Genomic DNA, 20846 nt, shown 5'->3' with positions numbered 1-20846 from the left:
GCACCTCACGCCGCCATCTTCGGGCCACGGTACGGGCCGCCGTATCACCAGCTGTCGGGGATGGTCCAGCCACACCACCAGATCGGCTTTGCCGGCGAGAACGTCGCCGAGCTTGGCGGTGTACCGCCGCTCGGTCACCCATCACGGCCCAGCGGCAGCCTACGGGCCCGGCCAGCCCGTCCTCCGCCGTTTTGGGCCGGGCCGGAGTTCCGCCCGGTCCGGGAGGGGCACGTCCGCCGGCTCATGGGCGCTGGTGGGGTGGCCGACGTCGGTGGGTGAGGTGGATGAGGGTGACTCCGGTGAGGATGAGCAGGACGGCGGTGCCGATGGCGGTAGACACGTTGGGGCCGGTGATGGGCAGGTCCGGGTCGGTGGGGGTGTCCGGGTCGGTGGGGGTGTCGGGGTCGGTGGGGGTGTCGACGGTGATGGTGGTGGCCTCGGACTGGCTGCTGGAGCAGGTGTTGGTGCTGGCGTAGTAGGCGGTGAGGGTGTGGGTGCCGGGCGGGAACCCGGTGGTGTGGGTGGCGGTGTTGGCGCTGCCCAGCGGCACGGTGGCGAGGTCGGTGGTGTTACTGCGGAAGGTGACGCTGCCGGTGGGGGTGTCGGTGGTGCAGGTGACGGTGGCGGTGAGGGTGACGTCCTGGTCGGCCGTCGGGTTCCGGGGCGAGACTCGCAGGGCTGTGGTGGACGCTGATCGCGCTTCGACCAGGGCCAGGCTGTGGCCGCTGCCGGCGGCGATGGCGGTGATCGTGGTTGCCGTGGGCAGGCTGGCCGCGACGGGCGTCCGGCGAACGGTGGTGGTTCCGTCCCCCAGCTGGCCGTCGATATTGCTGCCCCAGGCGAGGATGGTGCCGACAGAGGTGATCGCCAGGCCGAAGAGATCGCCGGCGGCAATCGCGGTGATCGTGACGCCTGCGGGCAGACTCACGGTGCCGGGCGTGTTCCTGTCTCTGGCGGTCCCATCACCCAACTGACCCCAGTTGTTGCTTCCCCAGGAGAGGACAGTGCCGACCGAGGTCAACGCCAGACTGTGGGTGAGGCCGCCGGCGACGGCGGTGACCGTGGTGCCCGGGGGCAGGCGGACGTGAACGGAAGCGTCGCGGTTGATGTTGCTTCCGTCGCCCAACTGGCCAACGAAGTTGTTGCCCCAGGCACGGGCGGCGCCAGCCGAGGTCACCACCAGGCTGTGCGAGCCACCGCCGGCGATGGCGGTGACCCTCGTGCCCACCGGCAACCCCACGACCACCGGCGTACTGCGGTTCGTCGTGCTCCCGTCACCCAACTGACCGGAAGAGTTGTCGCCCCAGGCGAGGACGGTGCCGGCCGAGGTCAACGCCAGACTGTGCATGCCACCGCCGGCGACCGCGGTGATCACCGTGCCGGGCGGGAAACTCACCGCCACCGGTGTACTGCGGTTCGTCCTGGTCCCGTCACCCAACTGACCGGTCGAATTGTCACCCCAAGCGACGACGGTGCCGGCCGAGGTCAACGCCAGACTGTGGTTGAAGCCGGCGGCGACGGCGGTGACCGTGGTGCCCGGCGGCAGGGAAACGTCAACGGGAGTGCTGCGGTTGATGGTGCTCCCGTCCCCCAACTGACCAACACGGTTTCTGCCCCACGCGAGAACGGTGCCGGCCGACGTCACTGCCAGGCTGTGCGCATCACCGCCGGCGACAGCGGCCAGCTCAGCGCCGGTTGGCATGCCCACGGGGATGGGTGTGGTGCGGTAGTTGTTGGTGGTCCCGTCGCCCAACTGGCCGTAGTAGTTGTCGCCCCAGGCGAGGACGGCATCCGACGCGACAGTGGTCGGTGATGGCGTGTGCTGGGCTACCGAGGTGTGCTGCCCGGCGGCGGTTGACATGCTGACCGCCTGGACGGCCGTCACCGCCACCGTGAGGCAGAACCACCCGGCGATGACCCGCGCCGCCCGGCGCGCTCCGACACCACGGCCCGGCCGCTGACCGACTCCCCGCATCGTCAATACCCTCCTGCAGCGGCCACGGCACCGACTCGTCACCGCAGGTGACGCGAGGTCGGTTGACGTCGGCCGGTGAGGCGAATCAGGGCAGCACCGGCCAGGATGAACAGGGCGGCGGTGCCGACGGTGGTGGGTAGGTTCGGTCCGGTGATCGGCAGACCAGAATCGTCAGGTAAGGGGGCGACGGTGACGCTGACGGGCGCGGATCGGCTGTCCGGACAGGTGTTGGAGCTGACATATACGGCGGTGAGGCTGTGTGCGCCCGGCGCCAGCGTCGTGGTGTGGCTGGCGGTGGCCGCGGTCGTCAGGGACGTAGTGGCCAGCATGGTGGTGTTGTCGCGGAACGTGACCGTTCCGGTGGGCGTGTCGCCGGTGCAGGTGACCGTCGCGGTGAGCGTGACATCCTGACCCGCCTCCGGACTCGACGGCGTGACCCGCAACGTGACGCTGGACGTCGGCGGCGCGACCAAGGCAACGCTGTGAGCGGCGCCGGCGGCGACAGTGGTGACCGTGGCGCCTGCGGGCAGGCTGACGGGCACCGGTGTAGCGCGGTCGGTACTGGTCCCGTCGCCTAATTGACCAAAGGAATTGTCACCCCAGGCAGTTGCGGCGCCGCCGGAGGCAACCGCCAGACCGTGGGCGTCGCCTCCGGCGAGGGCGGTAACCGTGGTACCCGCAGGCAAACTGACAGCCACCGGCGTACTGCGATTGGTCGTCGTCCCATCACCCAATTGACCCGAAGAATTTCTACCCCAGGCAAGGACATCACCCGCGGACGTCAACGCCAGACTGAAGGCGATACCAGCGGCGACCGCCGTAGCCGTGGTACCGACAGCCACCGGCGTACTGCGATTGGAGGTCGTCCCATCACCCAATTGACCCGACGAATTGCTACCCCAGGCAAGGACATCACCCGCGGACGTCAACGCCAGACTGTGGGCGTCGCCTCCGGCGACCGCGGTCACCGTGGCACCCGAAGGCAGGCTGACATTCACCGGCGTACGGCTGGGAGTGGTGGTCCCGTCGCCCAACTGACCGACGGCGTTGGCACCCCAGGCGAGGACGGTGCCCGCGGACGTAACCGCCAAGCTGTGGGTGGCCCCTCCGGCGACTGCGGTAGCCGTGACACCCGTCGGCAGACTGACGACCACCGGCGTAGGGCTGTCGATGGTGGTCCCATCACCCAACTGACCGATTGTATTGTCGCCCCAGGCGAGGATAGTGCCCGCGGACGTCAACGCCAGACTGAAGGCAGCACCAGCGGCGACCGCGGTCACCGTGACACCCGAAGGCAAACTGACAGCCACCGGCGTACTGCGATTGGTCGTCGTCCCATCACCCAACTGGCCCGACGAATTGCCGCCCCAGGCGAGGACAGTGCCAGCAGAGGTCACCGCCAGGTTGTGGGCGGCGCCAGCGGCGACCGCGGTCACCGTGACACCCGAAGGCAAACTGACCGCCACCGGCATGCTGCTGTCAGCAGTAGTCCCATCACCCAACTGACCGGAATCGTTGTCACCCCAGGAAAGGGCGGTGTCCGCCGCGACAGCCGACGGGGACGGCCTGCTCTGTGCGGCCGCGGGCGACACGCCAACCGCCTGGGTGACCGTCACGGCCACCGCGAGGGCGAGGCACCCCCCGGCGGCCATTCTTGCCCAGCCCGCCTGGGCAGCACGGCCTGCCCGCCGACGAAATCCTCGCACCGCTCAACACCTCCGAGCGCACAAAATCCGCAAATAGGACGAAAGCCATGTTTACCGCCCTACTGCTGAAATGGCGAGGAGAAACGCCCTCGAAGGCTCAGACGCGTACCAGGATCCGGCCGTCAACCACGTCGAAGGCGGTGTCGATCCCCGCCTCGGTCGTGATCTCCGCCAGGTAGTCGCAGACCGCGCGCCCCTCCGGCGTGTCCGCCCGGTACGGCACCGGCTCATGCCCCTCGTTGATGAACACGGGTACGAGGCTGACCCGGTCGATTCGGCCGTCGGTGATATGCAGCCGGACGATCATCGAGTTCCGGCCCTCCTCCCGCAGATCCCGGCCGGGGGCGAGTTTCTGGTGGAGCCGGTTCGCCTTCTCGAACCACTCCTTGCTGTACGACTGCCACCAGCGCTCGTTGATCTCAAAGGCGAAGTTGCCCAGGCTGTAGAAGATGACCTTGCCTCGGTAGACCTCGACCGGCTTCAGGATGTGGGGGTGGTGCCCGATCACGGCGTCGGCGCCGGCGTCAATCGCCGCGTGAGCCACCGTCGGCTGGTAGTCCGCGAGCCGTGAGCGCTGGAAGTGCAGGCCCCAGTGGAGTGACACGACCAGCACCTCCACCTGGTCACGCAGCTTTTCGATGTCCGCGACGAATGCCGCCAGGTCGGATTCGTCCGGCTGGGTCTTGATCAGGGGTGGGCCGCCGGGCTGGTCATACTCGAACGGTTCGTAGTGGGTCATCGCCCGCATCGGCGACACGCCGTGCTTGTTCGGCCCGGCGTAGTAGCCCTCCGGTGCGACCGAACAGTAGGCCAGGAACCCGACCCGCGTACCGTCGCGTTCGATGATCCCGGGCCGGCGCGCCTCGTCGATATCCGCCCCCGCGCCCACCACGGTAACGCCGTTGCGGCGACACCGCTCGATGCAGTCGAGCAGCGCGTCAGCTCCCCAGTCGCCGGTGTGGTTGCTCGCCATCGAGATCACGTTGTAGCCCGCGTGCGGTATCGCCGCGAGGTTCTCCACGTCGTGCGGGACGCCGCCGCGTGGGCCGGACGAACCCAGCGACCCCTGGTCGGAGTAGGCGGTCTCCAGTTGGCCGAAGGTGATATCGGCCCCGACCAGATGGTCTCGCACGTGACGGAACATGTCGTGCGGACGGTCCCGGAGGATGAGCAGGTCACCGGTGGCGGCGACGACAATCTCCGGAATCTCCTGGTTCGTGCCCACGTTCGGACGCTAGCACTGTCGGTAACCGTCCGGCCGCTCGATCGCGGTGTCTGGGCGGCGGGAAGCCCCCGCCGGCCTCCGGTTCCACCGCCCCACCCCGGTGCCGGCAATCCCGGTCGCGTGGGCTGCACGATCCCGCCCCGGCGCCGCGCTGCCCGGACTAGCCTCGGGACGGAGGCCGGGGGCGACTCCCGCGGAGGTGATGCCGACATGGCCGCAGCCAACAACGCGCCGGTGCTCGTCGCGGTCGGCTCCGAACGGGACCTGCCGCTGGTCGAGCTCGCCGCGCGGGAAGCGGCCGCGTTCGAGCACCCCCTACAGCTGATCCACACCTTCGACTGGGGGGCCGCCTTCGAGGCGGAGTCGGTCGCCGGCACGCACGACGCGGCCGTGGAACTCCTCGATCATGCGGTCAAGGTCGCCCGGGAGGTCGAGGAGACACTGCCGGTAGGCCACGAGATCGCCGAGGGCTCCCGGGTGCAGCCGCTGATTCGCAGGTCGGAGACGGCCTTCCTGGTCGCCGTCGGCGACAGCGGCATGAGCACCAAACAGCTCGGCTGCCCCATCCCCGCCGACACGCCGGCGGTGCAGGTCGTCACCCAGGCCGGCTGCCCAGTGCTGGTGGCCCGCCGCGAACCGCCGGCGAAGGGGCCGGTCCTGGTCGGAGTGGACGGCTCGGTCGCCTCCCAGCAGGCCCTGAAGTGGGCGTTTGACTGCGCCGTTCGGCGGGCCGGCCGCCTGGTCGCCGTCCGGGTGGTGGAGCGCGGCCAAGACGACGCACCGGAGATCCTCGCCGACACGGTGGCGGCGGTCGGCGGCGCAGAGCCGGGCGTGCCGGTGGAGTGCCACACCATCCGGGGCGCTCCGGGCGATGTCCTGGTAGAGCAGTCCCGATCCGCCCAGCTGGTGGTGATGGCCGCGCGCGGCCAACAGCCCGGCCGAGGAATGATCGGCTCCGCCTGTCAGGCCATGCTCTACCACTCGCCCACGCCCACGGTCGTGGTGCGAGGACTCGCCCCGGCAGAGAGTCCGTGAGACCCGGGACCAACGCCTCTTAACCCGGCGGTAGCCGTCGGCGAGGCTAACCACAACGCCCCGGATGCGCCACACCCGACCGAGAGGCTCAGGTAAGCATGAACATCGCAACCGCCCAGCACAGCCCGCTGACCGAGGACGAACTGCGCCGACTGGACGCGTACTGGCGGGCGGCGAACTACCTCACGGTCGGGCAGATCTACCTCCGGAGCAACCCGCTGCTACGCGAGCCGCTGACCGCGGAACACATCAAGCCCCGGCTCCTCGGCCACTGGGGCACCAGCCCCGGCCTGAACCTGCTCTACGCGCACCTCAACCGGGTCATCGTCGCCCGTGACCTGAACGCCATCTACATCACCGGTCCCGGCCACGGCGGTCCCGCGCTCGTGGCGAACACCTGGCTGGAGGGCACCTGGAGCGAGCTCTACCACGGCACCTGCCAGGACGAGGCCGGCATGGCGCAGCTCTTCTGCCAGTTCTCCTTTCCCGGCGGCATTCCCAGCCACGTGGCCGCGGAGGTGCCGGGATCGATTCACGAGGGGGGTGAGCTCGGGTACGCGCTCAGCCACGCCTACGGTGCCGCGTTCGACAACCCGGACCTGCTGGTCGCGTGCGTGATCGGCGACGGCGAGGCGGAGACCGGGCCGCTGGCGGGTAGCTGGCTGTCGAACGTGTTCCTGAACCCGGCCCGCGACGGCGCGGTGCTGCCCATCCTGCACCTCAACGGCTACAAGATCGCCAACCCGACGGTGTTGGACCGGCTCCCCGAGCCCGACCTGCTGGATCTGATGCGCGGGTACGGTCACGAGCCGTACCTGGTGGCCGGGGACGATCCGGCCACGGTGCACCAGGCGCTCGCCGCGACCATGGACCGGGCGCTGGACGAGATCGCCGCCATCCAACAGCAGGCCCGCTCCGGTGGCCGGGTCGAGCGCCCGCGCTGGCCGATGATCGTGCTCCGTACGCCGAAGGGCTGGACCGGCCCGCGCGAGGTCGACGACAACCGGGTGGAGGGCACCCACCGCGCCCACCAGGTGCCGCTGCCGCAGGTGCGCGAGAACCCGCAGCACCTGGCCGAGTTGGAGCGCTGGCTTCGCAGCTACCGCCCGGAGGAGCTCTTCGACGCGACCGGGGCGCCGGTGGCCGAGCTGTTGGACCTGCCGCCGAAGGGCGACCGCCGGATGAGCGCCAACCCGGTCGCCAACGGCGGGCAGGTCCTGCGTGATCTGGTCCTGCCCGACTTCCGCGACTACGCGGTTGACGTGCCACGCCCCGGTACGGCGGTCACCAGCGCCACCGGCACGCTCGGCAGCTGGATCCGCGATGTCATCGCCGCGAACCCGGAGACGTTCCGGCTCTTCGGCCCGGACGAGGTGGCCTCCAACCGGCTCGGCGCCGCCTTCGAGGTCACCGACCGGGCCTGGGTGGCGGCCACCGTACCCGGGGACGAGAACCTCTCCCCCGACGGCCGGGTGATGGAGGTGCTCTCCGAGCACCTCTGCCAGGGCTGGCTGGAGGGGTACCTGCTGACCGGCCGGCACGGCCTCTTCACCAGCTACGAGGCGTTCATCCACATCGTTGACTCGATGGTCAACCAGCACGCCAAGTGGCTGAAGGTGACCCGGGGCATCCCCTGGCGGCAGCCGGTGGCCTCGCTGAACTACCTGCTCTCCAGCCACGTCTGGCGGCAGGACCACAACGGCTTCTCGCACCAGGACCCGGGCTTCATCGACCATGTCGTGAACAAGAAGGCCGAGGTGGTCCGGGTCTACCTGCCACCGGACGGGAACACCCTGCTCTCCACGATGAGCCACTGCCTGCGCAGCCGGCACTACATCAACGTGGTGGTCGCGGGGAAGCAACCCACACCGAGCTGGCTGTCGATGGATGAGGCGGTCCTGCACTGCCGGCGCGGGATCGGCATCTGGGACTGGGCCAGCAACGACGGCGGTACGGAACCGGACGTGGTACTCGCCTGCGCCGGGGACGTCCCGACGCTGGAGACCCTCGCGGCGGTCGACCTGCTGCACCAGCACCTGCCCGAGTTGAGGGTTCGGGTGGTCAACGTGGTTGACCTGATGCGCCTGCAACCGTCGAGCGAGCACCCGCACGGGCTGCCGGACTCGGAGTTCGACACCATCTTCACCACCGACAAGCCGATCATCTTCGCGTACCACGGCTACCCGTGGCTCATCCACCGCCTGACCTACCGGCGGACCAACCACTCCAACCTGCACGTTCGCGGCTACAAGGAGGAGGGCACCACCACCACTCCGTTCGACATGGTGATGCTCAACGACCTGGACCGGTTCCACCTGGTCATCGACGTGATCGATCGGGTACCCGGGCTCGGCGCGCGGGCGGCGCACCTGCGGCAGGAGATGGTCGACGCCCGCCAGTCGTGCCGGGACTACACCCGCCGGCACGGCGCCGACGACCCGCGGGTGGCGCAGTGGCGGTGGGTCCGCGAGACGAACGCCGACCTGGGCGACCACCAGTGAACGGAACCGAGATCCTGGTCGGCTACGACGGCTCGCCGGACGCAGTCCGGGCCCAGGAGTGGGCCCGGGCCGAGGCCGCCCAAAGGGGACGGTCGGTGCACCTCGCGTACGTCTTCGAGTGGCTCACCATGGCCGGGTGGACCGGCCCTGGTGGGGGGCCCAGCATCTGGCCCGACGACACCGCTCGGCGGCAAGCGGAGGAGTTGGTCCGGCAGGCCGCCGCGGACGCGACCAGCCCGGAGCTGACCGTCACCGGTGCGCTGTACGAGGGGCCGCCCGCGCTGGTGCTCCAGGAGCTCTCGGCGCGGGCTGGCCTGCTGGTAGTCGGTACGCGCGGGCTTGGCGGCTTCGCCGGCCTGCTGGTCGGTTCGACGGCGGGATCCGTGGCCGCACACGCCCACTGCCCGGTGGTGGTGGTCCGCGGGGACGCCGACCGCCGGGGTCGGAACGGGCACGTCGCGGCCGGGGTGGACGGCTCGGAGCAGTCGCTGCTCGCCCTGGGCTTCGCGGTCGAGCAGGCCGCCGCCCGGAAGGTACCGCTACACGTGCTGCGCGCGTGGCATTCGCCGCCGGGTCAGCGCCCGCCGCCCGCACCGGATGCCCGAGCGGGTGCCCAGGCGGCCCGCTCCGAGTTGGAGGAGTCACTGGCCCGCTGGCGACGAGCGTTCCCGGATCTCCAGATCACGGTGGAGGTGGCCGAGGGCAATCCGGCCGAGTTGCTCGTGACGGCCAGCCGCAACGCCCAGCTGGTCGTGGTCGGCAGCCGAGGCCACGGTGGCCTGGCCGGGATGCTGCTCGGCTCGGTCAGCCAACAGCTGCTACACCACGCGCACTCCCCGGTCGCCGTGGTCCGCGAACGCTGAGGTCGGTCACCGTCGGCGGAGGCTAGTCACCGTCGGCGGAGGCTGGTCACCGTCGGCGGAGGCTGGTCAGGGTGCCCGGGCCGAGCAGGGCACGCAACGCGTTGAGGATCACCAGCACGTCGATGCCCTCCTGAAGGAAGGCACCGGCCACCGGCGGCACCCGGCCGATGGCGGCGGCGAACATGGCCAGCACGGCGAGCCCCATGCCCACTGTGGCGCTCTGCACGGCGATGCGGCGCGCGTACCGGGCGATCTCCACCGCGTCGGCCAGCCGCTCCAGCCGGTCAACGGTGAGCACCGCGTCGGCGACGTCCGCCGACGCGGTGGCCCCGGTGGCGCCCATCGCCACGCCGACATCCGCGGTGGCCAGGGCGGGGGCGTCGTTCACCCCGTCGCCCACCATCACTGTGACCGCCCGGTCCACCTCGGCGCGGACCCGGTCCGCCTTCTCGGCCGGTGCGCAGCGGGCGAGAACGTCGTCCACCCCGACCTCTCGGGCTACCCGGCGGGCGGTGGCCGGCTGGTCGCCGGTGACCATGACGATCCGGCGCAACCCCGCCGCCCGCAGCCGGCCGACCGTACGCGACGCGTCGGACCGGACCGGATCCGCCAGCAGGATCACGCCGAGCAGCCCGTCGGCCGCACCGACCCACACCAGCGAGTGCCCGGCCTCCTCGGCGCGGTCCCGGGCCGTGGCCGCCCACGGTGGCGGTGTGCTGTCGAGCTGCCCCACCCACAGGTCACGGCCCTCCACCCGCCCGCGTACGCCCCGGCCCGGCTCCTCGGTGACCCCCGTTGGCTCGGCGAGTCCGAGCTCTCGCTCCCGCGCCCCCTCCACCAGGGCAGTGGCCAGCACATGCGGGGAGAGCTGCTCCACGGAGGCGGCGAGGCGCAGCACCTCGTCGGCCGTGGTCCCCGGGGCCGGCACCGTCTCGGCCACCTTGGGCCGGCCGGCGGTCAGGGTTCCGGTCTTGTCCACCAGCAGGGTGCGGGCCCGGCCGAGCAGTTCGAGCGAGCCGCCATCGCGGACCAGGACCCCGTGCCGGGCGGTACGGGACAGCCCAGAGACGATGGCGATCGGGGTGGCCAGCAGCAGTGGGCAGGGCGTGGCCACCACCAGGACCGCCACCGCCCGGACCAGGTCGCCGGAGACCAGCCAGCCCAGCCCGGCGAGCAGCAGGGTGAACGGAACGAAGGCGACGGCGTATCGGTCGGCCAGCCGGACCGTCGGCGCCTTCTGTGCGGTGGCCTCCCGGGCCAGCCGCACGATCCCGGCGTACGTGCTGGAGGCCGCGTCCGCGGTCGCCCGCAGCCCGAAGGCGGCACCGGCGTTCACCACACCGCTGCCCACCCGATCCCCCGGGGCGCGGTGGACCAGCCGCGACTCTCCCGTCACCACCGACTCGTCGAGCGTGGCCGCCGCCGTGGGCTGCCCGTCGACCGGTACCACGTCGCCGGGGCCGACCAGCAGTTCGTCGCCGGCGACAACCTGGTCTGCCGGGACCACCTCGATCGTCCCGTCCGGGGCGCGTCGGCGCGCGGTACGCGGGGCGTGCGCGAGCAGCGCACGGAGGTCGCGGGTCGCCCGCCCCTGGGCGTACGCCTCCAGCGTCCGGCCGGTGGCCACCATCACCGCGATCACCGCCCCGGCCAGGTACTCCGCCACGACGAGCGCGCCCGCCAGCGCGAGGACGGCGATCACGTCGACGCCGTACCGCCGGTGCCAGAGCTCACGCAGCATCGACCCGGCGGCCGGCACCAGCGCGGCCACGGTGGCGGCGGCCCAGAGTAGGTCAGCGAGGCCGGACCGGTCGGCGAGCCACGCCACCACGCCAGCGAGCACCAGCGCGGTCAGCCCGCCCAGCGGCACCCAGAGCAGCCGGCCGCCCGGCCCGGACCGCGCCGGTTGCTCGGGCCCGCACTCCGGCTCCGCCGCCATCACCGAAATCGTCCCAGCGGATCGGGCGGGTGGGCGGTGCATCACCGAACCCACCGGGCAAAATCGGTCCAGCGGATCACCGAGGTGGGCAGTGCGTCACCCGGGTCGAATGGTCCAGCGGCGACGGGACCTGCGCCCCGTGCGATCGGCGGGCGAATGTCGCAGGATGGATCGGCAACCGCACCCGGGTGCCCTCCGGGTGCGGCACGATGTGTTCGAGGGAAGGGTCGAGAGCATGAGCCAGACGGACCACGCGCTGACCACCGCGCTCGCGCAGGCCGCCGCGACCGCCGGTCGCGCCCCCTCGGTGCACAACACCCAACCGTGGCGGTGGCGGGTCCTGCCCGACGCGCTGGAGCTGCGGGTGGTCCGCGACCGGCAGCTCACCGCCACCGACCCGGAGGGGCGGTTGCTCGTCCTGAGCTGCGGTGCGGCGCTGCACCACGCCCGGGTCGCGTTGGCCGCCGAGGGATGGCAGGCGGCGGTGGAGCGAATCCCCGACCCGGATCAGGTGGAGCGGACCCCCGACCCGGATGATCCGGACCTGCTGGCCCGGCTCACCGGCCTGACCCGGGTGGGGACGGACCCCGAGGCCATGCACCTGGTGCAGTGCATGCGAATCCGGCACACCGATCGCCGACCGGTTGGTGACGAACCGATCACCGACTCGGCCCTGACCGAGATCACCGAGGCGGCCACCGCCGCCGGGGTCCGGCTTCAGCAACTTAACCGGGACCAGGTGTTGCAGCTGGCGACCGCCGCGTCCCAGGCCGACACCGTGGAGTCGGAGGATCCCCGGCTGCGCGCGGAGCTGGCGTACTGGACCAGCCGGGCCGACGATGTCGGTCTGCCGGCGGCGGTGTTGCCGGAGTCGCCTCCGCAGACCACCGTGCCCGGCCGGGACTTCGGCCGGGCCGGCACGCTGCCGGTGGGGCCCGGTCATGACCAGGCCGCCGCGTACGCGCTGCTCTACGGCGACGAGGACGAGCCCAGCACCTGGTTGCGAGCCGGTGAGGCGCTGTCGGCGAGTTGGCTCACGGCGACCCGGCTCGGCGTCTCGGTGGTGCCGTTGAGCGGGGTGATCGAGGTTCCGGGCACCCGCGCGGAGCTGCGCGGGGTACTCGCCGGCATGGGATACCCGTATCTCGTGCTGCGCCTGGGCCGCGCGGATCCGACGCACGCCGGCCCGCCGCACACGCCGCGGCTCGCGGTGGAACAGGTGGTGGACACCACAGCGGTCCGCGGAACCTGACGGGCGTGTCACGTCCCTGGTCGACGACGTTAGCATCGGCCGGTGACACCGAGTCCCGAACACGAACCGCACGCCATCCCTTCGCTCGGGTTGACCCCGTTGTCCCGGGTCGACCTAGACGAGCTGCTGCAGGAGATGCTGGAGCGGGTCAGCCAGGTGGTCACCAGTCGGGAACGGCTGCGGGCCCTGCTCGACGCGGTGGTCGGCATCAGCACCGACCTGGACCTGCGCAGCACGCTGCAACGCATCGTCGAGGCCGCCGCCGAGCTGGCCGGGGCCCGCTACGGCGCGCTCGGCGTCCTCAGCCGGGACCGGACGCTGCACGACTTCGTCATCCACGGTGTCGACGACGAGCAGCGCGCCAAGATCGGTGACCTGCCGCACGGCCGAGGCGTCCTCGGCCTGCTGATCGACGATCCGCGCCCGGTGCGGATGCCCGACATCACCCAGCACCCCGCCTCCTACGGTTTCCCGCCGCACCATCCGCCGATGCACAGCTTCCTCGGGGTGCCGGTGCGGATCCGGGACCAGGTCTTCGGCAACCTCTACCTGGCCGAGAAGCGGGACGCGGCCGAGTTCACCGAGGATGACGAGGAGATCGTGGTGGCGCTGGCCGCGGCGGCCGGGGTGGCGATCGAGAACGCCCGCCTCTACGAGCTGGAACACCGGCGGGAGCGGTGGCTGGCCGCCGCCGCCGAGATCACCACGCTGCTGCTCGGCGAGGTCCGCCGTACCGACGCGCTGTCGCTGGTGGCGCGGCGGGCCCGGGAGGTCGCCGAGGCGGAGCTGGCGCTGGTGTTGCTCTATGACCCCGGCGCAGACGCCTTCACCGTTGACGTGGTCGATGGCGCGGGTGAGCAGGCCGCTGCCCTGGTCGGCACCGTCCTACCCGCCGCCGACACCAGCTTCGGCGCCGCCGTCATCCACGGCCGCCACGACCGGGTGGCGGACCTCGCCTATGCCGCGCCCTGGCCGGCGCTGCTGGACACCGGGCCGGCGGTGCTCTCCCCACTGGCGACGGCGGACACCCTGCACGGCGTGCTGGTGGTGGCGTACAGCGCTGACCACGAGGACACCAGCGAGGACGACGTGGCGCTGCTCGGCAGCTTCGCCGCGCAGGCCGCGCTGGCCATGGAGCGGGCTCGGGGCCAGGAGGAGCGGGAACTGCTGGTGGTCCTGGAGGACCGCGAGCGGATCGCCCGGGACCTGCACGACGTGGTGATTCAGCGGTTGTTCGCCACCGGCCTGCAGTTGCAGAGCGCGGTGCCGATGAGCACCCGCCCCGAACTCGCCAACCGGATCAACGCGGCGGTGGACGACCTGGACGCCACGATCAAGGACATCCGCCGCACCATCTTCGAGCTGCGCACGCCGATGACCGCGCAGCTACGCTCGGAGATCCGGGAGGCGGTCGAGGACGCCGCCGGGTCGCTGGGCTTCCGGCCCGCGCTGGAGTTGGCCGGCCCGATCGACAGCGCCGTCTCGGATGAGCTGCGCCCCGATCTCACGGCCGTGCTGCGGGAGGCGCTGTCGAACACGGTGCGCCATGCCCGGGCCCAGCGGGTCGCGGTCACCGTCCGGGTGGCGGCCGGTCAGGTTTCGGTGACCGTCGCCGACGACGGGATCGGCTGCGATCCGGCCGCCGCCCGGGGCGGGCTGGTCAACCTGCGCGAACGTGCCGAGCGCCACGGCGGGGTCTTCGAGGTGCGACCGGAGCACCCGCACGGCACCCGGCTGCACTGGTCCGTGCCGCTGGACAGCTGAGCCGTCAGCGGCGCCGGATCAACCGCGCCGGGTCAGTGGGTCTTGCCGAGCAGGCGGGTGGCGAGTACGGCTGCCTGCGTCCGCCGCTCCAGGCCGAGCTTCGCCAGCATGCTGGAGACGTAGTTCTTCACCGTCTTCTCGGCGAGGAACATCCTGCCGGCGATCTCCCGGTTGGTGAGCCCCTCGGCCACGTACTCCAGGATCCGCCGTTCCTGCTCGGTCAGGGATTTCAGCTCCCGTGGCTGCTCGACGCCGCTGCGAATCCGCTCCAGTACCCGGGTGGTGATCGCGGGGTCGAGCAGCGACTGCCCGGCGGCCACTCGCCGGACCGCGTCCACCAGGTCGGTGCCGCGGATCTGCTTGAGCACGTAGCCGGCCGCGCCGGCCATGATCGCCGCGAAGAGCGCCTCGTCGTCCTCGTACGAGGTGAGAATCAAGCCCTTGATCGACGAGTCCAGGGCCCGGATGTCCCGGCACACGTCGATGCCGTTGCCGTCGGGTAGCCGCGCGTCGAGAATCGCTACGTCGGGCCGGAGCGCCGGGATGCGGCGGGCCGCCTCCTGGGCCAGGCCGGACTCGCCGACGACCTCGATGTCACCGCTGGCCGTGAGCAGGTCGGCAAGGCCACGACGGACGACTTCATGGTCGTCGAGTAGGTACACGCGGATCATCCCTTGTTTCTACCCTGCTGGCGGCTGTTCTGCAGGGGTCGAAGGTCCCGACCCGCCTCGGCCGGGCACCCGCTCGACGGTTCTCACTCCACCGGAACGGACAAGAGGGACAATACGGACAGCACAGGCTGATAGTACGAACGCCGGGAAGCGGTGAGTCTGGGGCAGGACAGTCGGTCCCGCTGGGAAGGGACATCCGGCCCTGGAATCCCGGGCTCCGCCTGGGAGACGGTGGACGAAGCAGCAGCCGTGGCGCGCCAACGGAGGGGAGCGACACCATGGACGCCTACTACAGCCTAGCGCAGCTACGTACCGCCGCCGCCGACGCCATTCGCGCCCCGTCGCTGCACAACACGCAGCCGTGGCGGTTCCGCCTGCGCGACGGCGGGATCGAGGTGCTGGTTGACCCGTCCCGACGGCTGCCCGCCACCGACCCGAACGGCTGGGGTATCCGCATCGCCGCCGGGGCGGCGCTGTTCAACCTCCGGCTCGCCCTGGCCGTCGCGGAGACACCGGCCGCCGTACGGCTACGCCCGTACCCGGCCGAGCCCGATGTGGTGGCCCGGCTGGTCCCGGACGCGCCGCGCCGCCCCACCCCGATCGAGCAGGACCTCCACGCGGCGATCCCCCGCCGGTTCAGCAACCGCGCCCCATTCCAACCCGACCCGGTGCCCGCCGACACCCGGTGGCGGCTCACCGAAGCAGCCCGGGCCGAGGAGTGCTGGCTGGAGCTGCTGATCGGTACGAGCGCGGTGAACGCGTTCGCTGAGATCGCCCGGGGCGCCCACCGGGTGCTGGAGCGCAATCCCGCATACCGCGCCGAGCAGGAGAAGTGGGTCCACCACGACGAGGCCCCCGACGGGGTACCCGCGAACGCCGGCGGTCCACCGTTCGAGCCGCAGGACCTGCTGCCCGCGCGCGCCTTCGGCGGCCGGGAACGCGCCCCCGGCCGCGACTTCGAACCGGAACCCCTCGTCGCGGTGCTCGGCGGCCCCGGCAACACCGCCGTCGACCAGGTCATCGCCGGCCAGGCCCTACAACGTACGCTGCTCACCGCCACCGACGCCGGGCTCTCCGTGTCGATGCTGTCCCAACCCATCGAGGTACCCACCGCCCGGGAGCAGCTGCGGCTCTCGCTGGGCCGCTACGGCACTCCGCAGATGGTGATGCGGATCGGGTACGGCCAACCCGGCTGGCCCACCCCCCGTCGCGACGTCAACGAGGTGCTCGACCTGACCGTCCCCCAGCTCTGACCATCCGGCCGCCCTGACCGGCTGACCGCACTGACCATCCGGCCGCCGCGCGGCGCGCGGTCAGCGTCCGGCCGACAGCAGCGCCGCCTCCCGGGCCGGGTCCAGGCCCACCGAGGCGCGTTGCGGACGGCCCGCGCGGGGCGGCACCACGCCAACCGCCCGCAGCCAGGACCAGGTGTCGGTCACCGGGCGGCACACCAGTCCGGCGGCGTACGCGGCCCGCACGTCGCGCTCCTGCAACCAGCGGTAGGGATGCCCGGCCGGAATCCAGATCGGCAGGTCGTTCCAGGGCACCACACCCGCTGCCAGAATCCGCTCCGGTTCGATCCAGCGCAGCCGGGCCTCAGCCCCCGTCACCGCCACACAGGCGGCGAGCAACTCCCCCATCGTCGCGTGCCCGGTACGGCTGACCACGTTGAACGTCCCACCGGGCACCTCCGGGTCGAGCAGGAACGCCGCCAGGTCGCGGACGTCAACGTACTGCAGGGCGAGGTCGGCCGGGCCGGGCGCCAGCACCGCACCGCCGCGGGCGGTCCGCTGCAGCCACCACGGCAACCGACCGATGTCCTCACCCGGTCCGAGGATCAGGCCGGCCCGGGCGATCAGCGCCCGCTCGCCGTAGACCTCCCGGACGGCCCGCTCGGCGCCGGCCTTGTTGGCCGCGTAGTCGCCCTCGAAGGCATCGGGCGCGGCGTCGACCACCGGAGCGTCCTCCGCCGACCCCAACGCCACCGGCTCGGCGTAGACCGACCCGCTGGAGACGTAGCCGTAGCGTCCGACCTGCCCGGCCAGCGCCCGCGCCGAATCCCTGACGGCCCGCGGCGCCCCGTCCCAGGTGTCGACGACCAGATCCCACTCCTGACCGGCGAGCGCGGCCAGCCCGCCCGGTGCGGTCCGGTCACCCCGGAGCCGCCGCACACCGGCTGGCGTCGTCCCGTGGCGGCCCCGGTTGAACACCGTCACCTCCCACATTCGGCGCAGCCCCGCGCCGACCACCGCCCCGCCGACGAAACCCGTACCACCCAACACCAGCAGTCTCATGCCTCCACCGTGCCGGCCCCGCGAAGGCTGTGCCTACCGGGTTCTGCCGCCAGCAGTTCCGCTGACGGCAGAAGCGGTCCCGGGCACGGGCCGCGCGTCCGGCGCGGCCGGTGCCCGATGCGGCGGACCGCGACCTCAGCTGGCGTGGACGCCGACCTCCCTCAGCGAGTAGCCCCAGTCGGTACCGCGCTCCTGACCCTGGACGCGGACGTAGCGCACCGGCGTCGGGTCGAAGAAGGCCGTGTCCAGACCACCGTCACCATCCGATATGGAGGCCACGGTCTGCCAGGAGCTGCCGTCGGCGCTCACCTCGATCCGGTACGCCTTGGCGTACTCGCCCGCCCACTCCAGGGTGACCCGCCGGACCTGCTGCGCCGAGCCGAGATCCAACCGCAGCCACTGGTCGTCACTCCACCAGCTCGCCCAGCGCGTCGTCGGGTCGCCGTCCACGGCTCGACGGGGGGCGTAGGTGGTGAACGGATACCACGCGGTCGAGCTGGCCGAGGCGGACGACCCGGCGGCGAGGTTGACACCGGGGACGTGGCCCTCCGTGGCGCCCCACATACCGAGGTACGACTCGGCGCCGCGCAGCAGGTCGTCCACCACCTCCTGACCGCCCAGGATCCGAATCTCCTCCACCCAGTCCGGCACCAGTCCGTAGTGGGCCGCACCGTCAGCGTTGATGTCCCAGGTCCGGTCACCGGTGGTCTGCCGGTCCATGACGGCACCGCCGTGCGCGGACTGGTACGGGTACTGGACCGGGTTCGGGGTGTCCGCGCCCCGGGGGCCGGGCCAGCTACCGAAACCGTTCATGTCGGTGCCGAAGCCGTACCCGACGTCGTAGCTGTCGCGCAGCTCCTTCGTCCGATCCGCGTCCGTGATGAACCGCTCGGCACCGTGCATGTACTGCGTGATGAACCCGCCGAGTCGGTAGACCCGCTCGCTCCAGAGCAGGTCCATCCAGCTGTGTGACGAGACCACACCGGGGTACGACACGGACTCGAAGATGTCCAGGGCCCGGCCGGTGGCCTTGACACTCATGTGGTCGATCTCCACCATCATGTTGCGGTCCATCAGGCCCCGCAGGGCGTACTCGCCGAGGTTGGTCAGCCCGCGGACGTTGCACCGCGCGTCAGACGAGTACGACGGCATCTCGGCGTCGGACGGGAGCAGATCCCCCAGCCCGGGTAGGTCCAGGGAGGCGATGGGGTTGTCCTGCTGCGGCCCCCGGCACTGCTCCGTCGTCCAGAAGGTCCCGGTCGACAGGAACTGCCCGGCGTTGACCGCTATCCCAGTGGTCCCGGAGTCGAATCGGACGCCGCAGAGCGCGTTGTCGAACTTGTGGCACAGGAACACACTGCGTACGCCGAGATCGTGCAGCTCGTCGAGCCCGCGATCGATGTCCTCCTCGTCGCACTGGGCGATGTCCAGGATCTGTTTACAGCCGAACGGCTCGGAGGTCTCGACCCCCAGGACGACGGCGAGCTTGCCCTGCGCGATGACCTCGCGCGCCTGGTCGCTGTCGGTGACGACACGGAACCATCCCTGGCCCGCGCCGCCGTACATCTGGTCGATGTAGTCCTGCATCTCGTAGGTCTTGGCGGCCTGGAGCCGGATCGAGGTCATCTCGTCGCAGCTGCGGTCCTTGAAGAAGTAGACCGAGCAGATCACTCCGTTGGTGACCAGGTGGTTGACCATAACGCGCTGGCCACCACGCCAGGCCCGCTCGATCCAGGCGTAGTAGTTCTGCTGGTGGGTCTGCGAGTCGTGGGCCGGCCAGTCCGCGAACGTCGGCCAGCCGTCGGGGTCGTGCTGGCCGTCACCACCGTTGGTGAGGAAGTCGAACAGGGCCAGGGAGCCGTCGGGGTAGTGCTCCGGGCAGTCCTTGAGCGCGTCGGTGATGCCCGCGTCGGAGAAGGGCTTGCCGCAGAGGAGCCGCCCGCCGAAGGCCTCGTTGGACATGATGTGGTTGTGCGCGTCCACGAAGCCGCGCACCTGCCCCTCGGCGTCGGTGCCGGTGAAGGGCGCTCCGGTGACCCCGATCGCGGAGTCGGGCGCCGGCCGGGAGGTCGGCGTCCACCAGTCGGACTCCTCCGCCGCACTGGGCGCCGCCGTGCTGAGCAGCAGCGCGGTCACGGCGAGCAGGACGGTCGCCACCACCGATCGCCGACGGACCGCCCGGCTCCCCACCGCAGATCGCCGCCGGGTCGCTCGGCTCGCCATCAGAGTACCGCCGTGGAGCTGAGCACCGGACTGGGCGAGGGATAGCACGACGTGGGGACGTCGATGATGAGCAAGAAGACCGGCACTCGCGCGGTGAAGGTGAGGCCAGGATCATCGTAGCTACTGCCCGCGATCATCGTCTCGACGGTCGTGCCGGCGGCACCGGCGGTCATGGTCAGCGTCAGCATGGGTGGGGTGAAGGTGTTCCCGCCGTCGATCGGTCCGGGGATCGTCACGACGACCCTGCCGTTGGCGACGTGCACGGTGGGCGGTGCGCTTCCCAACCCGGAACCGCCGGAGATCTGCTGTCCGGTCAGGGTCGCGTTCGCCGGAACGGGCACCGACAGTTGGAGGTCCTTGATCTGCTGCACCGTGTATTCGCCCACGGAGCTGGGCACGGTGATCGGGGTGGGGGCGAGTTCGACGGTGAAGGAGGCACCGGCGGCGACCGAGGCAGGGGCGACCGCGTCGATGCCGGCCGCCAGGTCGAGGGTCTGTGGCGAACCGACGGGCGGCCGAGCCTGACAGGCGAAGTTGACGTCGGTGTCGGCAGCCGCCACGGGTGACATGTGGAGCACCGCGAGGGTCAGGCCAACGCCGACCGCTACCAGTGGCCGCAGCCGTCGGGACAGGACAGGCATCGTTCCTCCAAAGCAGATGTCGGATCGGTGTGGGCAACACCGGCCAGCCGATGACTTTCCCGAAGGGTGGTCGTTGTCGAGGTGGGGCGGAGCTGTCGATGGCGGTGGGCCGTAGCAGGCAGGCCTCCCGGCGCTGCCCAGCCGGGTGTCCGCGAGATTACGGATATCCGCCGGGCGAGTCGGCGCCGAACGACGGACTGTTTCAACCTTGATAAACATCGATTAATGACCGAGGCGGCCTGACGTGGCAATCAGCACGACAGAAAGGCCGAACGATCCCCGAATCCAGGTAGATCGCCGGGATATGCCCGATACATCCCTTGAGGCAGCTCAGGAAAAATAAACAGCCATCTATGGATGGACAACCTGTTCCAGTGTCACGAGTGGGCGATACTGGGTTTGAACCAGTGACCTCTTCCGTGTCAAGGAAGCGCGCTCCCACTGCGCCAATCGCCCTTGCCACCACAACCCAGGACCAGGTGGGCAGCACGCGAGCGGACGACGGGATTCGAACCCGCGACCCTCACCTTGGCAAGGTGATGCGCTACCAGCTGCGCTACGTCCGCGTGCCGCCGAAACCACGCCGACGACGAGCTAACCCTACCCGAGGGCAAGATCGCTGGAGCCGGGCACCCCGGCCAGGCCGACTCGACCGATCGCCAACAGGAAGGCCGGCGGCCACCACCAGCCGCCCGCACCCCACGACCGACCCTCCGGCGCGCCACTCAGGGTCGAACCACACGACGCGCGCACGTGA

At 71.1% G+C, this 20846-nt stretch carries 14 protein-coding genes and 2 tRNA genes; 6 read left to right on the top strand and 10 right to left on the bottom strand.

Going from position 1 to position 20846, the window contains the following annotated elements; translation table 11 throughout:
- Positions 1-241 precede the first annotated feature (241 nt).
- From B118_RS0119150 to B118_RS0119140, 3 genes are all read right to left on the bottom strand, one after another.
- Complete coding sequence (locus tag B118_RS0119150; RefSeq protein ID WP_028193231.1) at positions 242-1975, bottom strand: RCC1 domain-containing protein; 1734 nt, start codon at positions 1973-1975, stop codon at positions 242-244.
- A gap of 38 nt (positions 1976-2013) precedes the next feature.
- Positions 2014-3681: an RCC1 domain-containing protein gene (locus tag B118_RS0119145; RefSeq protein WP_028193230.1), complete on the bottom strand. Its 1668-nt coding sequence runs from the start codon at positions 3679-3681 to the stop codon at positions 2014-2016.
- Positions 3682-3778: 97 nt separating this feature from the next.
- Positions 3779-4906, bottom strand: a complete 1128-nt coding sequence (locus B118_RS0119140) for a CapA family protein (RefSeq protein ID WP_018220452.1) — start codon at positions 4904-4906, stop codon at positions 3779-3781.
- Positions 4907-5116: 210 nt separating this feature from the next.
- On the opposite strand from B118_RS0119140, the gene B118_RS0119135 reads away from it, so the two are divergent.
- From B118_RS0119135 to B118_RS0119125, 3 genes are all read left to right on the top strand, one after another.
- On the top strand, positions 5117-5941 hold the full coding sequence (locus B118_RS0119135; RefSeq protein WP_028185404.1) for a universal stress protein: 825 nt from the start codon (positions 5117-5119) through the stop codon (positions 5939-5941).
- Between the two features lie 98 nt (positions 5942-6039).
- Complete coding sequence (locus B118_RS0119130; protein ID WP_028193229.1) at positions 6040-8442, top strand: phosphoketolase family protein; 2403 nt, start codon at positions 6040-6042, stop codon at positions 8440-8442.
- Positions 8439-9305: a universal stress protein gene (locus B118_RS0119125; RefSeq protein ID WP_018812524.1), complete on the top strand. Its 867-nt coding sequence runs from the start codon at positions 8439-8441 to the stop codon at positions 9303-9305. Before B118_RS0119130 ends, B118_RS0119125 begins: the two co-directional genes overlap by 4 nt.
- Before the next feature lie 46 nt (positions 9306-9351).
- Here B118_RS0119125 and B118_RS0119120 read toward each other — a convergent pair whose 3' ends face one another.
- Complete coding sequence (locus B118_RS0119120; RefSeq protein ID WP_028188968.1) at positions 9352-11244, bottom strand: heavy metal translocating P-type ATPase; 1893 nt, start codon at positions 11242-11244, stop codon at positions 9352-9354.
- Positions 11245-11479: 235 nt separating this feature from the next.
- Here B118_RS0119120 and B118_RS0119115 point away from each other — a divergent pair, with 235 nt between their 5' ends.
- On the top strand, positions 11480-12496 hold the full coding sequence (locus tag B118_RS0119115) for an Acg family FMN-binding oxidoreductase (protein ID WP_420329459.1): 1017 nt from the start codon (positions 11480-11482) through the stop codon (positions 12494-12496).
- Between the two features lie 42 nt (positions 12497-12538).
- Positions 12539-14260, top strand: a complete 1722-nt coding sequence (locus B118_RS0119110; RefSeq protein ID WP_028188967.1) for a sensor histidine kinase — start codon at positions 12539-12541, stop codon at positions 14258-14260.
- A gap of 32 nt (positions 14261-14292) precedes the next feature.
- On the opposite strand, the gene B118_RS0119105 is transcribed toward B118_RS0119110, so the two are convergent.
- Complete coding sequence (locus B118_RS0119105) at positions 14293-14931, bottom strand: response regulator (RefSeq protein ID WP_018214694.1); 639 nt, start codon at positions 14929-14931, stop codon at positions 14293-14295.
- Positions 14932-15209: 278 nt separating this feature from the next.
- On the opposite strand from B118_RS0119105, the gene B118_RS0119100 reads away from it, so the two are divergent.
- Positions 15210-16184, top strand: a complete 975-nt coding sequence (locus tag B118_RS0119100; protein WP_018220459.1) for an Acg family FMN-binding oxidoreductase — start codon at positions 15210-15212, stop codon at positions 16182-16184.
- 60 nt (positions 16185-16244) lie between these two features.
- Here the strand turns inward: B118_RS0119100 and B118_RS0119095 are convergent, their stop codons facing one another.
- The 5 genes from B118_RS0119095 to B118_RS0119075 form a co-directional block, all read right to left on the bottom strand.
- Positions 16245-17225, bottom strand: a complete 981-nt coding sequence (locus B118_RS0119095) for an NAD-dependent epimerase/dehydratase family protein (RefSeq protein WP_028193228.1) — start codon at positions 17223-17225, stop codon at positions 16245-16247.
- Positions 17226-17360: 135 nt separating this feature from the next.
- Positions 17361-19385 carry a discoidin domain-containing protein gene (locus B118_RS0119090; protein WP_238324016.1) on the bottom strand — a complete coding sequence of 675 codons (2025 nt, stop codon included), beginning with the start codon at positions 19383-19385 and terminating at the stop codon, positions 17361-17363.
- 62 nt (positions 19386-19447) lie between these two features.
- Positions 19448-20089: a hypothetical protein gene (locus B118_RS0119085; RefSeq protein ID WP_027648579.1), complete on the bottom strand. Its 642-nt coding sequence runs from the start codon at positions 20087-20089 to the stop codon at positions 19448-19450.
- 384 nt (positions 20090-20473) lie between these two features.
- Positions 20474-20545 (bottom strand) — tRNA-Val (locus tag B118_RS0119080).
- Positions 20546-20582: 37 nt separating this feature from the next.
- A tRNA-Gly gene (locus B118_RS0119075) sits at positions 20583-20655 on the bottom strand.
- Positions 20656-20846 lie beyond the last annotated feature (191 nt).

This window comes from Salinispora pacifica CNR114 (assembly GCF_000514775.1).
Lineage (GTDB): Bacteria > Actinomycetota > Actinomycetes > Mycobacteriales > Micromonosporaceae > Micromonospora > Micromonospora pacifica.
This window is presented reverse-complemented; position numbering and strand designations above follow the sequence as displayed.